We start from the raw sequence: 17939 nt of genomic DNA, 5'->3' as shown, positions 1-17939 counted from the left end.
AGGGTTGGCGTGTCAGCGTTGGGGTAGCGCGTGCCAGGGCGCCTCCTCTTCGCGGCAAGCACCGAGTGCACCTGGATGGTGGGAGTAGTACTTGTGTCGGCCGGTGAACCCTTCGGGACGGCCTGATTCAGCGGAGCGGGCTGTTCTGGAAGGACCGTTGATGTCGACTACACCGCTGCCCGCCAAGGCGAGTCTGAGCCAGCTGCGCGCCCGGGCGAAGGAACTCCGCAAGGCTGTCGCCAAAGGCAGGCCCGATGCGATCGAGCGGGCCCGCGAGCACCACCCGGCGTACGACGAAGCGACCTTCACACTGCGGGATGCGCAGTTGACGATCGCGCGGGAGTACGGCCTGGCCAGCTGGCCGGAGCTGATGGAGAAGGTCGCGACCGAGCTGGTGGAAGGCCGCGAGCTGCACCGGTACTTCGGTGTCGAGCTCAACAACGAGACCTGGGACCTGCTCGAAGAGATCGACGAGACGAGCCCGGTGGGAGACCAGGAGCGGTTGCTGTACGGCGCTTACGCCGCCTGCTTGCACTGGTTGGAGGCGGGCAACGAGGCCAATCACGCCCGCAGCGAGCACCTGATCGCGCGCGTCGCGCTCCGGATCGGACGCACCGAGGTCGGACTGCAGCACGCGCGGCGCTGCCTGGAACTCATCGAGACGCATCGCGAGCAGATGAGCGACTGGGACGAGCCGTTCGCCCGCGAGGCCCTGGCTCGGGCGCTCGCAGCGACCGGTCAAACAGCTGCCGCACGCGCAGAGTTGGAGAAAGCGAGAGAACTGACGAAGCTCGTCGCGAACGACGGCGACCGGAAGGTGCTGGACGAGGAGCTCGCCAAGGAGCCGTGGTTCGGCCTTACTTCTTGACCCGCGCCTGTAGGCCGTCGAGGAGGGCGTCGAGGCCGAAGACGAAGTTCTCCGTGAGCTCGGCGTCCAGGTCCACCGAGGTACGGCGACGTACCGACTGCTGCATCTGCGGGTAGTCGGTGGAGACGGACTGCGCCTGCTCGAGCATCTCGCTCACCCAGGCCTCCTCGGAGCGGCCGGACTTCCGGACCATCTCGCGGGTCGCGACCTCGGCGCTGACCGTGCCGAGCACGTACGACATCACGCTGCCCATGGCCAGATCGACCTCGTGCGGTGTGCCGAACCCGGCCGCTCCGAACAGCACCAGACCGCGCTCGCCGAGGCCCATCGCGTTCGGCCCGATGCTCGGCCGCGTGTACATCACCTCGGGTAGCCACGGATGCCGCAGTACGGCGGATCGCAGGCTGTGCCCGAACAGCAGCGCCCCGCTCCGCCACCCGGCCAGCTCCGGCTCGGGTACGTCGATCTCCGCCCAGATCTGGTCGATCAGCAGGTCGATCAGATCGTCCTTGGTCGGCACGTGCCAGTAGAGGCTGGTCGCGCCGGCGTCGAGCCTGGCCGCGAGCTTGCGCATGCTCAGCCCGCCGACCCCCTCAGAGTCGAGCACCTCCATCGCGGTCTTCACGATCTGCTCGCGGCTGAGCGTCTCGCGCGCCGGTGCGGCCGACCGTTGCCGGGTCCAGATCGTTTCCCTCATGCGCCCATCCTACAAAGCACTCGCACATCGTACGAGTTTGTCGTACAGTGTGCGAGTGACTAGTACACCGTTCGAGTCGTCCGAATCTGAGTCAATGGGGACTGCCGCAGCGACCGGTCACCCGCGTCGCTGGTGGATCCTGCTGATCCTGTGCCTGAGCCTGATGGTCCTGGTCGTCGACAACACCGTCCTCAACCTGGCGATCCCGTCGCTGATGCGCGACCTGGGCGCGACGCCCGCGGACATCCAGTGGGTGATCGACGCGTACATCCTGGCGTTCGCCGGGCTCCTGCTGACCGCCGGAAGCCTGTCCGACCGGTTCGGCCGGCGGAAGATGCTGCTGCTCGGCCTGGTGGTCTTCGGCGCAGCCTCGTTGCTGGCGACCATGGCCGACAATCCGTGGCAACTGATCGCCTGCCGCTTCCTGATGGGCGTCGGCGGATCGCTGCTGATGCCGAGCACGCTGTCGCTGCTGTTCACCGTGTTCCCACCGGAGGAGCAGCGCAAGGCGATGGCCGGCTGGTCGATGGTCGCGATGCTCGGCGTCGTCGCCGGCCCGACCGTCGGCGGCGTGTTGCTGAACCACTTCTGGTGGGGCTCGATCTTCCTGCTGAACGTCCCGATCGCCGCGCTCGCGATCATCGGGACACTGGCGCTGATCCCGGAGTCGAAGGGCCCGGCGCGCGACGTCGACCCGGTCGGCGCAGTGCTGACGATCGTCGGGATGGCGTCGATCGTCTGGGCCATCGTGTCGATCCCGGCGGACGGCTGGGGCTCCGCGCGGGTCCTCGGCGGTCTCGCGGTCGGAGTGGTCGCGTTGACCGCGTTCGCGCTGTGGGAGAAGCGCAGTGAGCACCCGATGGTCCCGCTCGCACTGTTCCGCGATCGCCGGTTCAGCGGTACGAGTTTCTCGATCGTGCTGTTGTCGTTCACCGCGGGCGGGCTGCTGCTGGCGTTGACGCAGTACCTGCAGTTCGTCCTCGGATACAGCCCGTTGAAGGCCGGGCTGGCGCTGATTCCGTACGCCGTTGCGGCGGCAGCGTTCAACGGACTCGGAGCCGCGCTGGGCAAGAAGGTCGAGGACCGGACGCTGATCAGCCTCGGGCTGCTGATCATCGCGGGCAGCTTCGGGATCCTGACGCAGGTGTCCGACTCGAGCGGGTACGGGCTGTTGATCATCGGCCTGCTGGTGATGGGCATCGGCGGTGGCCTGGCCGGACCCGCGGCGTACACGCTGTTGATGCAGGCCGTTCCGGCGGAGCACCGCGGTGTCGGTTCGGCGATGAACGACACCGTGCAGCAGACCGGTGCAGCGCTCTCGGTTGCCGTACTGGGCAGCGTGCTCGCCGCGGCGTACTCCTCGGCGCTGCCGGACTCCGTGCCCGAAGCGGCCCGGAAGTCGATCGCAGACACCCTCGCGCTAGGCCCGGACTTCTTCGCCTCCGCCAAGCACGCTTTCATCGACGCGATGTCGATCTCGATGACCGTCGGCGCGGGCGGCGCGATCGCGGGCGCCGTGGTCGCGCTGCTGCTCCTCCCGCGCGCCGAGGCCAAGGCCCAGGACTCCACTCCGGCATCGGTCGACGACGCAGTCCGCTGACACTGGGCACTGACACGATGTGCGCATGCTGCAGGGGAGTGACGCGCAGGGAATCGTGAATCTGATGCTCTCCTGCACGCTCGTGCTGATCCCGGTGGCGCTCGTGACGTTCGCGATCGGCTGGCGCAGATCGCACCGGTTCACCCTCAAATGGGCGCAGGCCGCCGGCGTCGTGTCCACGATGCTGGCCCTCGGGTACGTCGTGACCGCGGCGGCCTGCCTCATCCTCGAAGACCGTGCCGCCGGACCTTCGGCGTACCCGATCTTCCTGCTCCCGGTCGGCGTCGGCGCCCTGCTGGCCGCGCTGGCGGTCCTCGGCGCCATCGTCCGGGGCAGATACAAAATGGGCTGATCCACAGGGTTGTGGACAGCCGATTCACGCTCTTGGGGTTCGGGTTTCTAGACTGCAATTCGCAGAAGTTCCGAATTGAGAGCGAGCCATGTCCGGTCCCAACACTGATTACGACCCGGTCGAAGTGACGCCGCTGCATGCCGAAGAGGTGGAGCGGACCCGCGACGAGGCGCTGACGGCGTTTACCGAGGCGGCCGATCTGGCCGCCCTGCAGGAGGCCAAGTCCACCCACCTCGGTGACAAGTCGCCGATCGTGCTGGCCAATCGGGAGATCGGCGCGCTGCCGCCGCAGGCCCGCAAGGAGGCCGGTCAGCGGATCGGCGCGGCCCGGAAGGCGATCAACGAGGGCTTCGCGTCCCGGCTGACCGTTCTCGAGGCCGAGCACGAGGAGCAGATGCTCGCCACCGAGCGTGTCGACGTGACGCTGCCGTGGCACACGCCCGAGCTCGGCGCCCGGCACCCGCTCTCGCTGATCTCCGAGCAGGTCGCGGATGTCTTCACCGCGCTCGGCTGGGACGTCGCCGAGGGGCCCGAGGTCGAGGCCGAGTGGCTCAACTTCGACGCGCTGAACTTCCAGCCCGACCACCCGGCGCGGCAGATGCAGGACACGTTCTTCGTCGAGCCGGCCGGCTCGGGCAAGGTCCTGCGCACCCACACCTCGCCGGTCCAGGCGCGCTCGATGCTGAGCCGCAAGCCCCCGATCTACGTGATCTGCCCGGGCCGCGTGTTCCGCACCGACGAGCTCGACGCGACCCACACGCCGGTCTTCTACCAGGTCGAGGGCCTGGTCGTGGACGAAGGCATCACGCTCGCGCACCTCAAGGGCACGCTCGACCACTTCGTCGTCTCGATGTTCGGCGAGGGCCTCGAGGCGCGCCTCCGGCCGAACTTCTTCCCGTTCACCGAGCCGTCGGCCGAGGTCGACCTGAAGTGCTTCGTCTGCCGCGGCGCGTCCGTCGGCAACCCGGACCGCCCGTGCCGCACCTGCGGCAGCGAGGGCTGGATCGAGTGGGGCGGCTGCGGCGTGGTAAACCCGCGGGTCCTGCAGGCCAACGGCATCGACACCGATCGGTACTCCGGTTTCGCCTTCGGCATGGGCCTCGAGCGGACGCTGATGTTCCGCAACGGCGTCGAGGACATGCGGGACATGGTCGAGGGTGACGTGCGGTTCAGCCGCCAGTTCGGGATGGAGATCTGATGCGGGTCCCACTGTCATGGCTTCGTGAGTACGTCGAGGTCCCGGCCGGGGTGACCGGCCGCGACGTCGGGGAGAAGCTGATCCGGGCCGGCCTCGAGGTCGAGACCGTCGAGGAGTCCGACCTGAGCGGCCCGCTCGTGGTCGGCAAGGTGCTGACGTTCGAGGACGAGCCGCAGAAGAACGGCAAGACGATCCGCTGGTGCTCGCTCGACATCGGCAAGGACGAGGCGCAGTGGGTCGTCTGCGGCGCGAACAACTTCGCGGTCGGCGATCTCGTGGTCGTCGTGCTGCCGGGTGCGGTGCTGCCCGGCGGGTTCGCGATCTCGGCCCGGAAGACGTACGGGCATGTCTCCAACGGGATGATCTGCTCGAGCCAGGAGCTCGGCCTGGGCGACGACGGTACGCACGGCATAGTCGTGCTGGAGCCGGGCGAGGGCACGCCGGGTGATGACGCGATCGAGCTGCTCGCGCTGAAGGACGACGTGCTCGATATCGCCGTGACGCCGGATCGCGGGTACTGCCTGTCGATCCGCGGCGTCGCGCGCGAGGCCGCGACGGCGTACGGCGTTGCGCTGAAGGATCCGGCGGAGCTGGCGCTGGACGGGTCCGGTGCGGGTGGGTACCCGGTGCGGGTCGACGATGCCGAGGCGTGCAGCGTGTTCGTCACGCGGACGGTGACCGGGATCGACGCGAAGGCGTTGTCGCCGCGGTGGATGCAGAAGCGGCTGCTCGCGTCCGGGATGCGGCCGATCTCGATCGGGGTCGACGTCGCGAACTACGTGATGCTCGAGCTCGGTCAGCCGATCCACACCTACGACAAGGCGCGCCTGTCCGGCGAGATCGTCGTACGGCGGGCGAACGCCGGCGAGAAGCTGATGACGCTCGACGACCAGACCCGTGAGCTGGACGTCGAGGACCTGCTGATCACCGACGACTCCGGCGCGATCGGCGTCGCCGGGGTGATGGGTGGTGCGTCCACGGAGATCTCGGACGCGACCGCAGACGTGGTGATCGAGGCCGCGCACTTCGACCCGATCGTGATCGCGCGCGCGTCCCGCCGGCACAAGCTGTCGTCGGAGGCATCGCGCCGGTTCGAGCGCGAGGTGGACCCGCTGCTCCCGAGGTACGCCGCCCAGCGCGTAGCCGACCTCCTCGCCGAGTACGCCGGCGGCGCGATCCTCCCCGAAGAAACCGTCGTAGACACCCACCCCCTCCCCGCCCCCGTAACCCTCCGAGCCGACCACGCAGCCCGTGTAGCCGGTGCGCCGATCACGCTCGAGGAAACCGTTCGTCATCTGGAGTCGGTGGGCTGCACGGTCGAGGCTGCTGTGGCGGGTGCAACTGCAGCTCCGCTGGCTGCCGGCGTACATGCTCCAGTGTTAGCCGCGGTTGGCACCACAACTGTTGGTGCGACCAACGTACAAGGTGATGACCTGCTGACGGTTACCCCGCCGTCTTGGCGGCCGGATTTGCGGGACCCTAACGACTTTGCTGAAGAGGTTATTCGGTTGTTTGGGTTTGACAATGTGCCGTCGGTGTTGCCGGCGGCGCCGGGTGGGCAGGGGTTGACTGTTTCGCAGAAGCGGCGGCGGAAGGTGGCGACCGCGCTGGTTGGTGCGGGGCTGACGGAAGTGGTGTCGTACCCGTTCACCGGTGAGGCCGACTTCGACGCGATGGGTCTGCCCGCCGACGATCCGCGCCGTACGACGGTGAAGCTGGTCAACCCGATCTCCGACGAAGAGCCGTCGATGCAGACCACGCTGCTCGCGACGCTCCTCCGCACCGCCGAGCGCAACGTCGGCCGCGGGGCCACGGACCTCGCGATCTTCCAGACCGGCCTCGTCTTCCTCCCGAAGGCGGAGACGAAGCCCGCGCCGCTCCCGTCGGTCGCGCACCGCCCGAGCGACGCCGAGATCCAGTCGCTGTACGACGCCCTCCCGGACCAGCCGCTCCACGTGGGCGTCGTGCTGACCGGCTCGCTGACCCCGACCGGTTGGTGGGGCAAGGGCCGTCCGGCCGGCTGGGCCGACGCGGTGCAGATCGCACGGCTGATCTCGTCGGCGGTCGGCGTCGAGCCGGTCGTGACGAACGTCGAGCTCGCGCCGTGGCACCCCGGCCGCTGCGCTCAGTTCGCCATCGGCGGCAAGGTCGTGGGCTACGCGGGCGAGCTGCACCCGAAGGTCTGCCAGGCATTCGGTCTGCCGACCCGGTCGAGTGCCGTCGAGCTCGATCTCGAAGCGTTGATCGCGGCCGGCCCCGAGTCGATCACGGCGCACCCCTTCTCGTCGTACCCGGTGGCCAAGGAGGACGTGGCGTTGATCGTCGCGGCGGACGTGGCGGCGGCGGACGTGGAGGCTGCGCTGGCCGAGGGCGCGGGTGAGTTGTTGGAGTCGGTGCGGCTGTTCGACGTGTACACCGGCGAGCAGATCGGCGAAGGCAAGAAGTCGCTCGCGTTCGCGCTGCGCTTCCGGGCGCCGGACCGGACGCTGAAGGAGAACGAGGTCGCCGACGCGCGGCAGGCCGCCGTCCAAGTGACCGTCGATCGCTTCAACGCCGTCCAACGGGTCGGCTGACGTCATGAGTGGCCATCACCCCAGGGTGGCGGTAGCGGCGCCGAACGCCGCCGCGGCCGAGGCTGGGGTGCGGGTGGCTGCCGAGGGCGGCAACGCAGTAGATGCCGCCATCGCGGCCACCCTGGTCACGATGGTGAACGAGATCGGCGTGGTGTCGCCGGCCTCGGGCGGGTTCGTCACGTTGCAGGTCGCGGGTGGTGAGGCGATCACCATCGACGGCTGGGTCGAGATGCCCGGCCGCGGCCTGTCGAGCGAGCGGTTCGGCCAAGGCGTCTGGGACATCACCACCGATTACGGCGGCGGTACGACGACCACCGTCGGCCACGGCTCCGTCGCCACGCCCGGCGGGATGAAGGCCCTCGACCTGGCCCACCGCCGGGCCGGTAAGGCGGCGTGGCGCGAGGTCGTCCAGCCCGCGATCGATGTCGCCCGCAACGGCTTCCCGCTGAGCCGCACGTCGGCGTACTACCTGGGCTTCACCCACGAGATCATTTTCGGCTGGCACCAGCCCAGCCACGGCGTCGTCCACGACGAGGACGGCGACGTGCTCAAGGCCGGCAGCACGGTCGTGATCCCCGAGCTCGCCGAAGCCCTCGAGCTGATCGCCCGCGAGGGCGCCGAGACGATGTACACGGGTCGGCTCGCGCAACTCCTGATCCACGACATGGCCGCGAACGACGGCATCCTCACCGCCGAAGACCTCGCTGCGTACGAGGCCGTCGTACGTCCGGCTCTCGTCGTCAAGCAGAACGGATGGCGCCTCGCGACCAACCCGCCGCCCGCCGTAGGGGGAGTCGCGGCCGCCGCGATGCTCGCGCTGCTCGACGGCGTACCGGCCGACGGCAGTTGGAATCAGTCCGAGCTGGAGCGACTGGTCGACGTGCAGCACGCGGTGCTCGGTCGCCGGCTCGCGGAGCTCGACGAAGAAGATGTACGGCGGCTCGAAGGCCAAAGGCTGCTCGACCTGGCCGCGGCCGGCGACCTGCGCGCGCTGACCTCGCCCAGCACGGCAACGGTCTCGGTCGTCGATGACGAGGGTGACGCCTGCGCGATCACCGTCTCGTCCGGCTACGGATCCGGCGTGCTCACCCCGGGCACCGGCATCTGGCTCAACAACGCGCTCGGTGAGCAGGAGCTCCTGCACGGCGGCCCGCACAGCCTCGCGCCGGGCACCCGCCTCACCTCGAACATGGCGCCGAGCGTCGCCCGCCGAGAGAGCGACGGCGCCGTCCTCGCGATCAGCTCACCCGGCTCCGACCGGATCCCGACCGCGCTCGCTCAGGTCTACGCCCTGTACACCCACGGCGGTCTGTCGCTGCGCGAAGCCGTCGAGCACCCGCGCCTGCATGTCCGTGTCCGCGAAGACGTCGTCGTCGACTACGAGGACGACCTCCCGGTCTCCGGCTCGACCGCCCTCCCGACCCGCCCGATGCCGCCTCATTCGATGTACTTCGGCGGCGTCGCGGCCGCGTTCTGGGACCCGACCGACGGCCTGCTGGCTGTCGGCGACCCCCGCCGAACCGGCGCGGTCGCGATTTCCCCCTGACCGCACGCTGTTAAGGTCAGCCACCTCAGACCCGAAAGGTGACCCGATGCGGGACCATCCCGAGCTCTCCGTCGTCGTACCGATGTACGACGAGGAGGAGGTGCTGCCGATCTTCTTCGAGCGGATGCACCCGCTGCTCGACGGCCTGGGCATCACCTACGAGCTGCTCGTCGTCGACGACGGCAGCCGGGACAAGACCGCGGCGTTGCTGCTCGCGGCCGCCGAGGACTGGCCGCAGCTCCGGGTGGTCCGGCTGCTCCGCAACAGCGGTCACCAGGCCGCGCAGTCGGCCGGCTTCCGTCGCGCCCGTGGTCAGTACGTCGTCACGATCGACGCCGACCTCCAGGATCCGCCGGAGGTCATCGCGGAGTTCCTCCAAGCGGTCAACGAGCAGGACGTCGACGTCGTGTACGGCGTACGCTCCGACCGCTCGAGCGACTCGTGGGCCAAGCGGACCAGCGCCCGGCTGTACTACCGCCTGATGTGTCGCCTGGTCGGCAAGGACATCCCGTTCGACGCGGCCGACTTCCGGTTGGTGACGCGGCGCGTGGTCGATGCGGTGAACGCGCTGCCGGACGACGGACGGGTCTTCCGCCTGGTGATCCCGTGGCTCGGCTTCCCGAGCGCCGAGGTGCGATATGTCCGGGCAGAGCGAGCCGCCGGCACGACGAAGTACAGCTTCTCGAAGATGCTGCGGCTCGCGTTCGACAGCGTGACCGCGTTCTCGGCAGCACCGCTGCGGCTGGCGACTTGGCTGGGGCTGCTCGGTGGCGCGATGTCCGGCCTGTTCGTCGTCGGTGCATTGGTGATCAAGCTGACCGGCCGGAGCATTCCCGGCTGGACGTCGACCGTGCTCGCGGTCAGCGTGATCGGCGCGATCCAGTTGCTGTGCCTCGGGCTGCTCGGCGAGTATGTCGCGCGCCTGTTCCAGTCGAGTCAGCGCAGACCGCAGTTCCTCGTCGGCTACGACAGTCTCGGCGACCACGGACACCAGGAGCCCCTGCACCACAAGGCCCCGTCTGACAGATGAAGAGGTCGCTTCCGTGGCTGCTGCCGATCCTGGTGGCAGCCGGCGGGTTCGTTTCGCTGGGCGATGTCGGACCGGGTCCGCTCATCAAGTACGCCGCGTACTTCGCGTTGGCGATCGCGCTTCCCGGCACGCTCCTGCTCCGCGCGGCCTGGCGCAGTACCGGTAACTGGGCCGAGGATCTCGGACTCGGCTCGGTCGTCGGCGCGACCTGGCAGCTGATCGGCTGGGCGATCTTCACCGCGCTCGGCTGGCAACAGTGGCTGATCGTCTGGCCGGCGCTCGTCTTGCTCGGCTTCGCGATCTTCGGCCGCAGCTACTGGCGCATCGCCGACCCGAAGCCGTTGCCCACAGCGTGGACCTGGGGACTGGCCGTCTCGGCGGCGGTGATGATGGGCGCGGCCACCTTCGGCGTGATGGCGTACCACCCGATGCCGCCGCACGGCGAGGCGTACTACCCGGACCTCCTCTACCACCTGTCGATGGTGAACGAGCTGACCCGGACGGTGCCGCCCGAGATCCCGCAGGTGGTGGGGGAGCGGCTCGAGTACCACTGGTTCGCGAACGCCGACATGGCCGCCGCAGTCGACACCACCCGACTGACTCCGATGGTCGTGCTGTTCCGACTGTGGGTCCTGCCGTGGCTGGTCATCTCACTGCTGGTCTGCGCGACACTCGCCCGCATCGTCAGCCGCACCTGGTGGACCGGCGTACTCGCAGCTCTCGCACTGGCCGCGCCGCAACTGTTCCTGCTCGTCGACACGAGCGTGAACCTCGCGCCGCCGGTCAGCCTGCTCAGTCCGTCGCAGACGTTCGGCATGGTCGCCGTTGTCGCGGTAGCGATCTTCCTGATCGAGCTGCTGTTCAAGGGCGGCACTAGATGGCTCTGGCTGCTCATCGTGCCGGTCGCTGTTGTCGGCGGCGGGTCCAAGCCCACTGTGCTGCCCTTACTAGTCGCCGCGGTCGGTCTTGCCGCGCTCTACTTGCTTGTCACCACTAGACGACTGCCGTGGCGCCTCATCGGTACGGCGGCAGTACTGCTCGTGGCAGGTGCACTGACCTTCCTCACCGTGGCCGGAAGCACCAGTGGATCGCGGCTGCAGTTCCTTGCCGTGCTGAAGTCGCTGCCCGTCTACACAGCGGCCACCGGCGACAAAACACAACCCGGCGACGGCGGTCTGATCCTGCCGGCGCTCGCGCACGGGCATGTGATCGGCACACTCAGCCTGTTGCTCGGCCTATTGCTGACCCTGCAGGCGATGTCCTGGGCCGGCTTCGGTGTCGTCGGTCGCAAGGATCCGGTCGCGTGGTTCCTGCTCGGCGCGATGATCGCGGGCTGGGCCGGCTATCTGCTGATCGACCATCCATCGGTCAGCGAGTCGTACTTCGTCTACACCGCCGCGCCGTTCAGCCTGGCCGGCGCCGGGTGGTTCGCAGCGACCAGCGCACGCGCGGCTCGTCGCCCGATCCCGATAGCGATCGCCGCCTTTGCGCTCTCGATCGTGTACGCCGGAATGCTGGTCTGGGCCCGTGGTGTGCCGGCCGCGTCGACCGGTCGGCAGCTGTGGCTGAGCACGCGGATGTTGCTCGTCGTACTCGGCATCACGCTCGTACTGCTCGTGGCGTGGCGGTTGTTCTTCCGGCAAGCGGGCGGCGGCATGTTCGTCGTACTCGTGCTGTTGTCGACGGCACCGATCAGCTCGTTCCTGCAGAGCGCCGTACGCGGTGACACCGAGAAGGCGCCGACCTATCGGGCCGCGCGCTGGTGGGTCTATCCGGATGAGGCCGAGGCAGCGCTCTGGCTCGGCGAGAACTCGGCGCCGACCGATGTCGTCGCGACCAACACCTGGTGCCGTCCGGCCGGTACGACGGCGCCGGGCTGCGATGCGCGCGGGTATCTCGTGAGCGGGATCGCCGGTCGACGCACGCTGATCGAAGGCTGGGCGTACACGAACCAGGCGATGGCCAAACAAGGCAACGGCGGCCGCCGCTACACCGAGCAGCCGTCGCCCTGGCCTGACCGCGTCGCCCTCACCAACCAGGCCCTCACCGCACCGACCACCGAAGTACTCCGACAGTTGCGCAGCGAGTACGACGTCCGCTGGCTGTACGCCGACACGCGCAACGGCCCGGTCTCGCCCGCACTCGACCAGCTCGCCGTACGCCGACACAGCATCGGCAAGGTCCTGATCTACGAACTCGGAGAGTGAACCTCCCGTAACATTGTGTCGGCGCAGACCGTTACGTCTACGCAGGTCCGCCCGCCCGCGGCCGATGCACTTCGGCACCCTGATTGCTCGGGAGGGCGGGACACATGCGGGCTACCCGACCGGGGGCCATTCTTCTTGCCACCGGCCTGTTGAGCCTGGGGACCGTCACTGCAACTGCCTATGAGGTGCCGGCCACGCCGTTCACCTCAGCTGCCACTGCGGTGATGCCCGGTTCGGGGTTGCGCCAGACGATCGCGGCGAGCGGCAAGACGGAGCTCGGCGATCCGACCACCGCGGGCTTCCGCGGCATCGGCCCGACCACCTATCAGCCCGCGATCGGCAAGAACGTCCCGGCGCAGGACGACGTGGTGAACACCGGCGACTGCGCGTCCACCGGCGGCTGCGGCGATCGCGGCATGGTGACGATCGGGTTCTCCCAGCCCGTCCGCAACCCGGTCCTGCACCTCGGCGGCATCGGCGGCTCCGTCACCCGGACCGACAGCGGCAAGCCGATCGCCCAGTCCGAGGTGCACTCGATTCTCAAGCTGACGACCGCCGGCCTCAGCCTGACGAAGCTTGGGCAGGGCAACAACCTCGCCGTCACCAGCGACACGATCAGCGCGGCCGATCACGACGCCGGTCCGAACTGCGTCAACACCAAGTCCCCGTCCGGTCTCGATACCTCCGCGACTGCCGCGTGCGGATCGGTCCGCGTGAACGGCATCGTCAACAAGCTCACCTTCGCCGTCACCGCGCAGTTCACGAAGCACCCGAAGCTCCCGGCCATCAACAACGCGTCCTCCGGTGATGCGTTCTCGATCGTCGCGTCCACGCCCGAGGATTTCGGTGACGCCCCGGCGTCGTACGGCACCGCGTGGTCGGTGCTCAGCGACGTACAGCTCGGGAAGGACGTCACTGAGGACAATGTCGACGTTGCGAACGGCACGACCGGTCCGCCGACACCGGATCAGGCCGATGACGGCGTGGTCTTCAAGCCGCTTCGCACCAACCAGACGACCTACTCCGCCGACCTGCAGCTCACCGGTACGTCAAAGGCCGGTCGCGCGTGCGCGTGGATCGACTTCAACGTCAACGGGACGTTCGAGCCAGGTGAGCGAGCTTGTGCCCCCTTCGCCGCGAAGCAGACGACCGTCACGCTGAGGTGGTCAGAGCTCGCGCCCAAGGCAGGGGCGTCGTATGCGCGCGTGCGGGTCGGCTATAACGACGTACAGATCGAGAAGCCGGCCGGGGCCGCTGACTCTGGTGAGGTCGAGGACTACCCGTTCGCGATCACACCGCCGCCTCCGCCGGTGCTGACCGACGACACCGCGACGACCGCCTTCAACACCGCGGTCATCGTTCCGGTGCTCGCCAACGACAAGCCGGGCGATCCGTCGGCGCCGCTCGCCGCCGCGTCCCTCTGCTTGGTTGACGGCGGCAAGTGCGTCGAGATGGTCAACATGGTCGGCCAGGCGAAGTACGTCGCCAAGCCCGACGGCACGATCCGCGTCGAGCCCGTGCCAGGGTTCGTGGGTCCGGCCAAGCCGGTCACGTACCGCGTTGCCGACAGCAACGGCATCGCCGCGACCGCCGAGCTCACCCTGACGGTGTCGCTCCCGGATCGACCGGTGGCCATGCCCGACACCGCGACGACTCCGCAGAACGTGAGTGTGTCCGTCAAGCCGCTGGCCAACGACCGCGCCGCGGCGGGCGTGCAGCTCGACCCCGACTCCGTCGTACTGCGTGATCCGGCCGACGCAACCTTCAAGAAGAAGCTGGTGATCGCCGGCGAGGGCGAGTACGTCGTGAAGCCCGACGGCAGCGTCGACTTCGTTCCGCAACCGCAGTTCATCGGCGTCGGTACGTCGATCGGTTACCGCGTCACCGACACCACCGGCCAGACGGCCGAGTCGACGCTCACCGTGACGGTCACGCCGGTCACGCCGACGGCCAACGGCGACTCGAGCTCGACCGCGTTCGACACCGATGTCGTCGTACCCGTGCTCGACAACGACCTGCCCGGTTCGCCCGACGCGCCTCTCGTCCCGAGCACGTTGCGGCTCGTCGACCCGGTCACCAGGCAGCTCGTCGACAAGGTGACGATCGCGCAGCAGGGCGTCTATCTGGCCGCCGCCGGCGAGGTGACCTTCCAGCCGGTGCACGGGTTCAAAGGTGTCGGTACGCCGTTGACCTACCAGGTGCTCGACAAGAACGGTACGCCGGCGCGCGCCGTACTCACTGTCTCCGTCGACGCGCCCGGCCCGCCGGTGGCGAACCCGGACACGATCACCACGCTCCAAGGTCGAGCGGTGGTGATCGCGGTCCTCGACAACGACAAGCCCGGTCCAACCGGTGCTGCGCTGAAGCCGAAGAGTGTTCGGCTGCTGGCGCTGTCGGACGGGGATCCGTTGACTACTCTCGTGGTCGCCGGTCAGGGCAAGTACACGGTCAAGCCGGACGGCCAGGTGCTGTTCGAGCCAGTGCCGACCTTCAACGGCACCGCGACCGTGATCCCTTATCAGGTTGCTGACAGCAACGATGCGGTCGGGAAGTCGACGCTGACAGTGCGGGTGACGAAGGTGCAGCCCGATGCGTCCGACGACACCGCGAGTACGGCGTACGACACGGACGTGACTGTGCCGGTGCTGTCGAACGACGACGCCGGTGATCCGTCCGTCCCGCTGGTGCCGAGCAGCGTGCAGCTGATCGACCCGACGACGAAGGAGCCTCAGGCAACGGTGGTCATCGCCGGCCAGGCGACGTACACGACCACTCCAGAGGGCAAGGTCGTCGTCGACCCGATGCCGAAGTTCACCGGCGTCGCGACGGCGGTCACCTACCGCGTCTCGGATGTGAACGGTACGACGACGTCGGCAGCGCTGACTGTCACGGTTGCCAAGCCGCCCGCGCCGACCGCCACGCCCGACACGGCGACCGGCAAGCAGAACCTCCCGCTACGCGTGAACCCGTTGGCCAACGACACCGCCGGGCGTGGGTCCGGGCTCGATCCGCTCAGCCTCACGCTCGTGGATCCGGCAGATGGTTCGCTGAAGAAGCTGGTGAAGGTCCCGGGACAGGCCGACTACCAGGTCAATCCCGACGGCACGGTCGCTGTCGACCCGCTGCCAGGATTCACCGGTACGGCGACCAAGGTGACGTACCGGATCTCGGACTGGTTCGGTCAGATCGCACGGTCCACGATCACGGTCACGATCACCCCGATCACGCCGGTCGCCGCCGACGACGCGGCGCGAACGCCGTACGGGAAGACCGTCACGGTCAAGGTGCTCGCGAACGACGAGCCGGGCGATCCGTCGGCGCCACTGGTGCCGGGCAGCCTGGTCCTCGTCAACCCTGCCGATGGGTTGCCGAAGGCATCGGTGCGGATCCCGAACGAAGGTGTGTATACGGCGGCCGGGGGAGTGGTCCGGTTCGATCCGGCAGCGACCTTCCGCGGTCCTGGTACGCCGTTGACGTACCAGGTGGCCGACAGCAACGGGACCAAGGCGACCGCTCGGTTGACGGTCACGGTCGGCAAGCCGCCGGTCGCCATCGCCGACACAGCGTCGACTCTGCAGAACGTGACCGTGACGGTGAACGTGGTGTCCAACGACGTCCCGGGCACCGACGCGACGCTCGACCCTGGTTCGGTCGGCCTGCTCGACGGGACCGGGTACGTCAAGAAGCTGACGGTTGCCAAGCAGGGGACGTACGCCGTGCAGCCGAGCGGCGCGATCGAGTTCGATCCGCTGCCGGCGTTCCAGGGCAAGGCGCTCGCGATCCGCTACCGGGTCGCGGACTCGGACGGCAACTACGCGACCACCACGTTGAGCATGACCGTGACGCCGGTCCGGCCGGTCGCGGTCGGGGACTCGGCGATCACGCCGTACGGGCATGCGGTCGCGGTGAACGTGCTGGCGAACGACAAGCCGGGCGGTCCGTCGGCGCCGCTGGTTCCGTCGAGTCTCGTGCTGAAGGATGCGGCCGGGCACTACGGCAAGACCATGACGCGGGCCGGCGAGGGAAGCTACCGCGCCGACGACGACGGGACGGTCACGTTCACGCCGGCGAAGGGGTTCCAGGGCGCGACGACGCCGGCGACGTACCGGATTGCCGACGGCAACGGGACGACCGCCGAAGGTCTGCTGGTGTTGACCGTCGGCAAGGGGCCGTCGGCGGTGGCGGACGCTGTACAGACCAAGCAGAACGTGCCGGTCACCGTCGATCCGCTCGCGAACGACGAGCCGGGGACGGGCGCGCAGCTCGATCGGACCAGCTTGCAGGTGTACGGCGGTTCGTGGAGCGGCAAGGTGGTGATCCCGGGGCAGGGTGTGTTCGCGGTGGTCTCCGGGAAGCTCGTGTTCGATCCCGAGCGGGCGTACCGCGGTGTCGTGTCGGTCGCTTATCGGGTCAGCGACACCACTGGGAACAAGGCGAGCGCGTCGGTCACGGTGACGGTCGCAGCGGTCACACCGGTGATCGCGGACGACGCGGCGACGACGCCGTACGGGACTCCGGTGACGGTCGACGTGCTTGCGAATGACAAGCCGGGCGATGTGAGTGCGCCGCTGGGCGGCGTACAGCTGGTTGATCCGGCGACCGGTGATCCGGTGGCCACGCTGGCTGTGCCGGGGGAGGGGACGTTCACCGTGCAGCCGACCGGGGCGATCCAGTTCGCGCCCGTGGACGGGTTCGCCGGCGTGGCGGTTCCTGTCGGGTATCAGGTTGCCGACCGCAACGGGACGGTCGGCGCCGGCACGTTGACGATCACGGTCCAGGATCGCCCGGTCGCAGTGCCGGACGTGGCGCCGACCAGGCAGCATGTCGCGGTGACGATCGACCCGCTCGCGAACGACAAGCCGGGGCCGGGCGCGACGCTCGACCCGGACTCGTTGCTCCTGGTCGGACCTGCCGGCGCGCTGGTCGACCAGGTGACTGTTGCAGGACAGGGTACGTATGTCGTTGCCAGCGGCAAGATCACGTTCCGTCCGGTGGCAACATTCACGGGCACCGCGCGACCGGCGGCGTACGACGTGAAGGACACGAACCAGAACTCGGCCCGCGCCACCGTCACCGTCACAGTCGCGCCGGTGCGTCCGGTCGTCGTCGATGACGACGCCGACACGCCCTTCGGCACCGCGGTTGTGGTGCCGGTCCTCGACAACGACAAACCCGGTGACCCGTCCGCGCCGCTCCGACCGGCTTCCGTCGTACTGCGCGACCCGGCCGACGGCAAGGAGAAGAAGTCCGTCGCCGTGCCGCACGAAGGCTCGTACCTGGTTGGTGCAGACGGTGCCGTCAGGTTCACCCCGGTCAAGGGTTTCATCGGTACGACGCGATCACTGGCCTACCGAGTGACCGATGCGAACGGCACGTCCGACACGGCGTTGCTCGACGTGACGGTCGCCGGACCGTTGCTCGCCAAGGCGGTGCCCGACACGGCGACCGGTACGCCGGGCAACCCGGTCGCCGTCAACCCGCTCCTCAACGACAGCGGCACGATCACACCGAGCTCGGTCTGTCTGCGCACAAGCACCGGCACCTGCGCGAAGCACCTCACCGACGGCGCCGGCACCTGGTCGGTCGCCGGCGACGGAACGGTCACCCTCAAACCGGTCGCAGCCTTCACCGGCACCGCGAAGGCGACCTACCAGATCGGCGAAGCCACCGCCCCGGTCAAGGTCATCGTCGGCGCCCAGCCCACCGAAGACGTCCGCACAACCAGCCGCGACGAAATCCCACCCACCGGCGGCCCACCCGCAATCATCCTCACCCTCGGCACGCTGCTCGCAGCCCTGGGCGGCACCCTCCTGGCCATAGCCCGCACCCGCCGCTGACCGGATGCGGATCGCCAGGCCATCACAATGC

10 protein-coding genes are annotated in these 17939 nt (G+C 68.8%); 9 read left to right on the top strand and 1 reads right to left on the bottom strand.

From position 1 onward, the window contains the following. The first annotated feature begins 160 nt into the window (after nucleotides 1–160). A complete protein-coding gene (locus ACQPYH_RS33190) occupies nucleotides 161–868 on the top strand; it encodes a hypothetical protein (RefSeq protein ID WP_432879498.1) in 708 nt (235 codons plus the stop codon). Here ACQPYH_RS33190 and ACQPYH_RS33185 read toward each other — a convergent pair. Beyond that, nucleotides 858–1565: a TetR/AcrR family transcriptional regulator gene (locus tag ACQPYH_RS33185; protein WP_432879496.1), complete on the bottom strand. Its 708-nt coding sequence runs from the start codon at nucleotides 1563–1565 to the stop codon at nucleotides 858–860. The two genes, ACQPYH_RS33190 and ACQPYH_RS33185, sit on opposite strands and share 11 nt — an antisense overlap. A 94-nt stretch (nucleotides 1566–1659) precedes the next feature. On the opposite strand from ACQPYH_RS33185, the gene ACQPYH_RS33180 reads away from it, so the two are divergent. From ACQPYH_RS33180 to ACQPYH_RS33145, 8 genes are all read left to right on the top strand, one after another. Further along, the gene (locus ACQPYH_RS33180) at nucleotides 1660–3165 is read left to right on the top strand and encodes an MFS transporter (protein WP_432879493.1); all 1506 of its coding nucleotides are present in this window, start codon (nucleotides 1660–1662) and stop codon (nucleotides 3163–3165) included. 25 nt (nucleotides 3166–3190) lie between these two features. Next, the gene (locus ACQPYH_RS33175; RefSeq protein WP_432879491.1) at nucleotides 3191–3517 is read left to right on the top strand and encodes a hypothetical protein; all 327 of its coding nucleotides are present in this window, start codon (nucleotides 3191–3193) and stop codon (nucleotides 3515–3517) included. Between the two features lie 88 nt (nucleotides 3518–3605). Further along, nucleotides 3606–4715, top strand: coding sequence for a phenylalanine--tRNA ligase subunit alpha (gene pheS, locus ACQPYH_RS33170; protein ID WP_130439391.1), 1110 nt, complete (start codon nucleotides 3606–3608; stop codon nucleotides 4713–4715). Beyond that, nucleotides 4715–7288 (top strand): phenylalanine--tRNA ligase subunit beta, encoded by a 2574-nt coding sequence (locus tag ACQPYH_RS33165; RefSeq protein ID WP_432879488.1) that lies wholly within the window; start codon nucleotides 4715–4717, stop codon nucleotides 7286–7288. The genes pheS and ACQPYH_RS33165 overlap by 1 nt, the downstream gene beginning before the upstream one ends. A 4-nt stretch (nucleotides 7289–7292) precedes the next feature. Continuing rightward, nucleotides 7293–8834, top strand: a complete 1542-nt coding sequence (locus ACQPYH_RS33160) for a gamma-glutamyltransferase (protein WP_432879485.1) — start codon at nucleotides 7293–7295, stop codon at nucleotides 8832–8834. 46 nt (nucleotides 8835–8880) lie between these two features. Then, entirely contained in the window at nucleotides 8881–9864 is a 984-nt protein-coding gene (locus ACQPYH_RS33155) for a glycosyltransferase family 2 protein (RefSeq protein ID WP_432879483.1), read from the top strand. Then, on the top strand, nucleotides 9861–12071 hold the full coding sequence (locus tag ACQPYH_RS33150) for a hypothetical protein (protein ID WP_432879481.1): 2211 nt from the start codon (nucleotides 9861–9863) through the stop codon (nucleotides 12069–12071). Before ACQPYH_RS33155 ends, ACQPYH_RS33150 begins: the two co-directional genes overlap by 4 nt. A 104-nt stretch (nucleotides 12072–12175) precedes the next feature. Beyond that, on the top strand, nucleotides 12176–17908 hold the full coding sequence (locus ACQPYH_RS33145; protein ID WP_432879479.1) for an Ig-like domain-containing protein: 5733 nt from the start codon (nucleotides 12176–12178) through the stop codon (nucleotides 17906–17908). The last annotated feature ends 31 nt before the right edge of the window (nucleotides 17909–17939 follow it).

The sequence above is a fragment of the Kribbella sp. CA-245084 genome (assembly GCF_050942355.1).
In the GTDB taxonomy this organism is placed as follows: domain Bacteria; phylum Actinomycetota; class Actinomycetes; order Propionibacteriales; family Kribbellaceae; genus Kribbella.
Note: the sequence above shows the minus strand (reverse complement) of the source record. Positions and strands in the feature narration are given on the sequence as shown.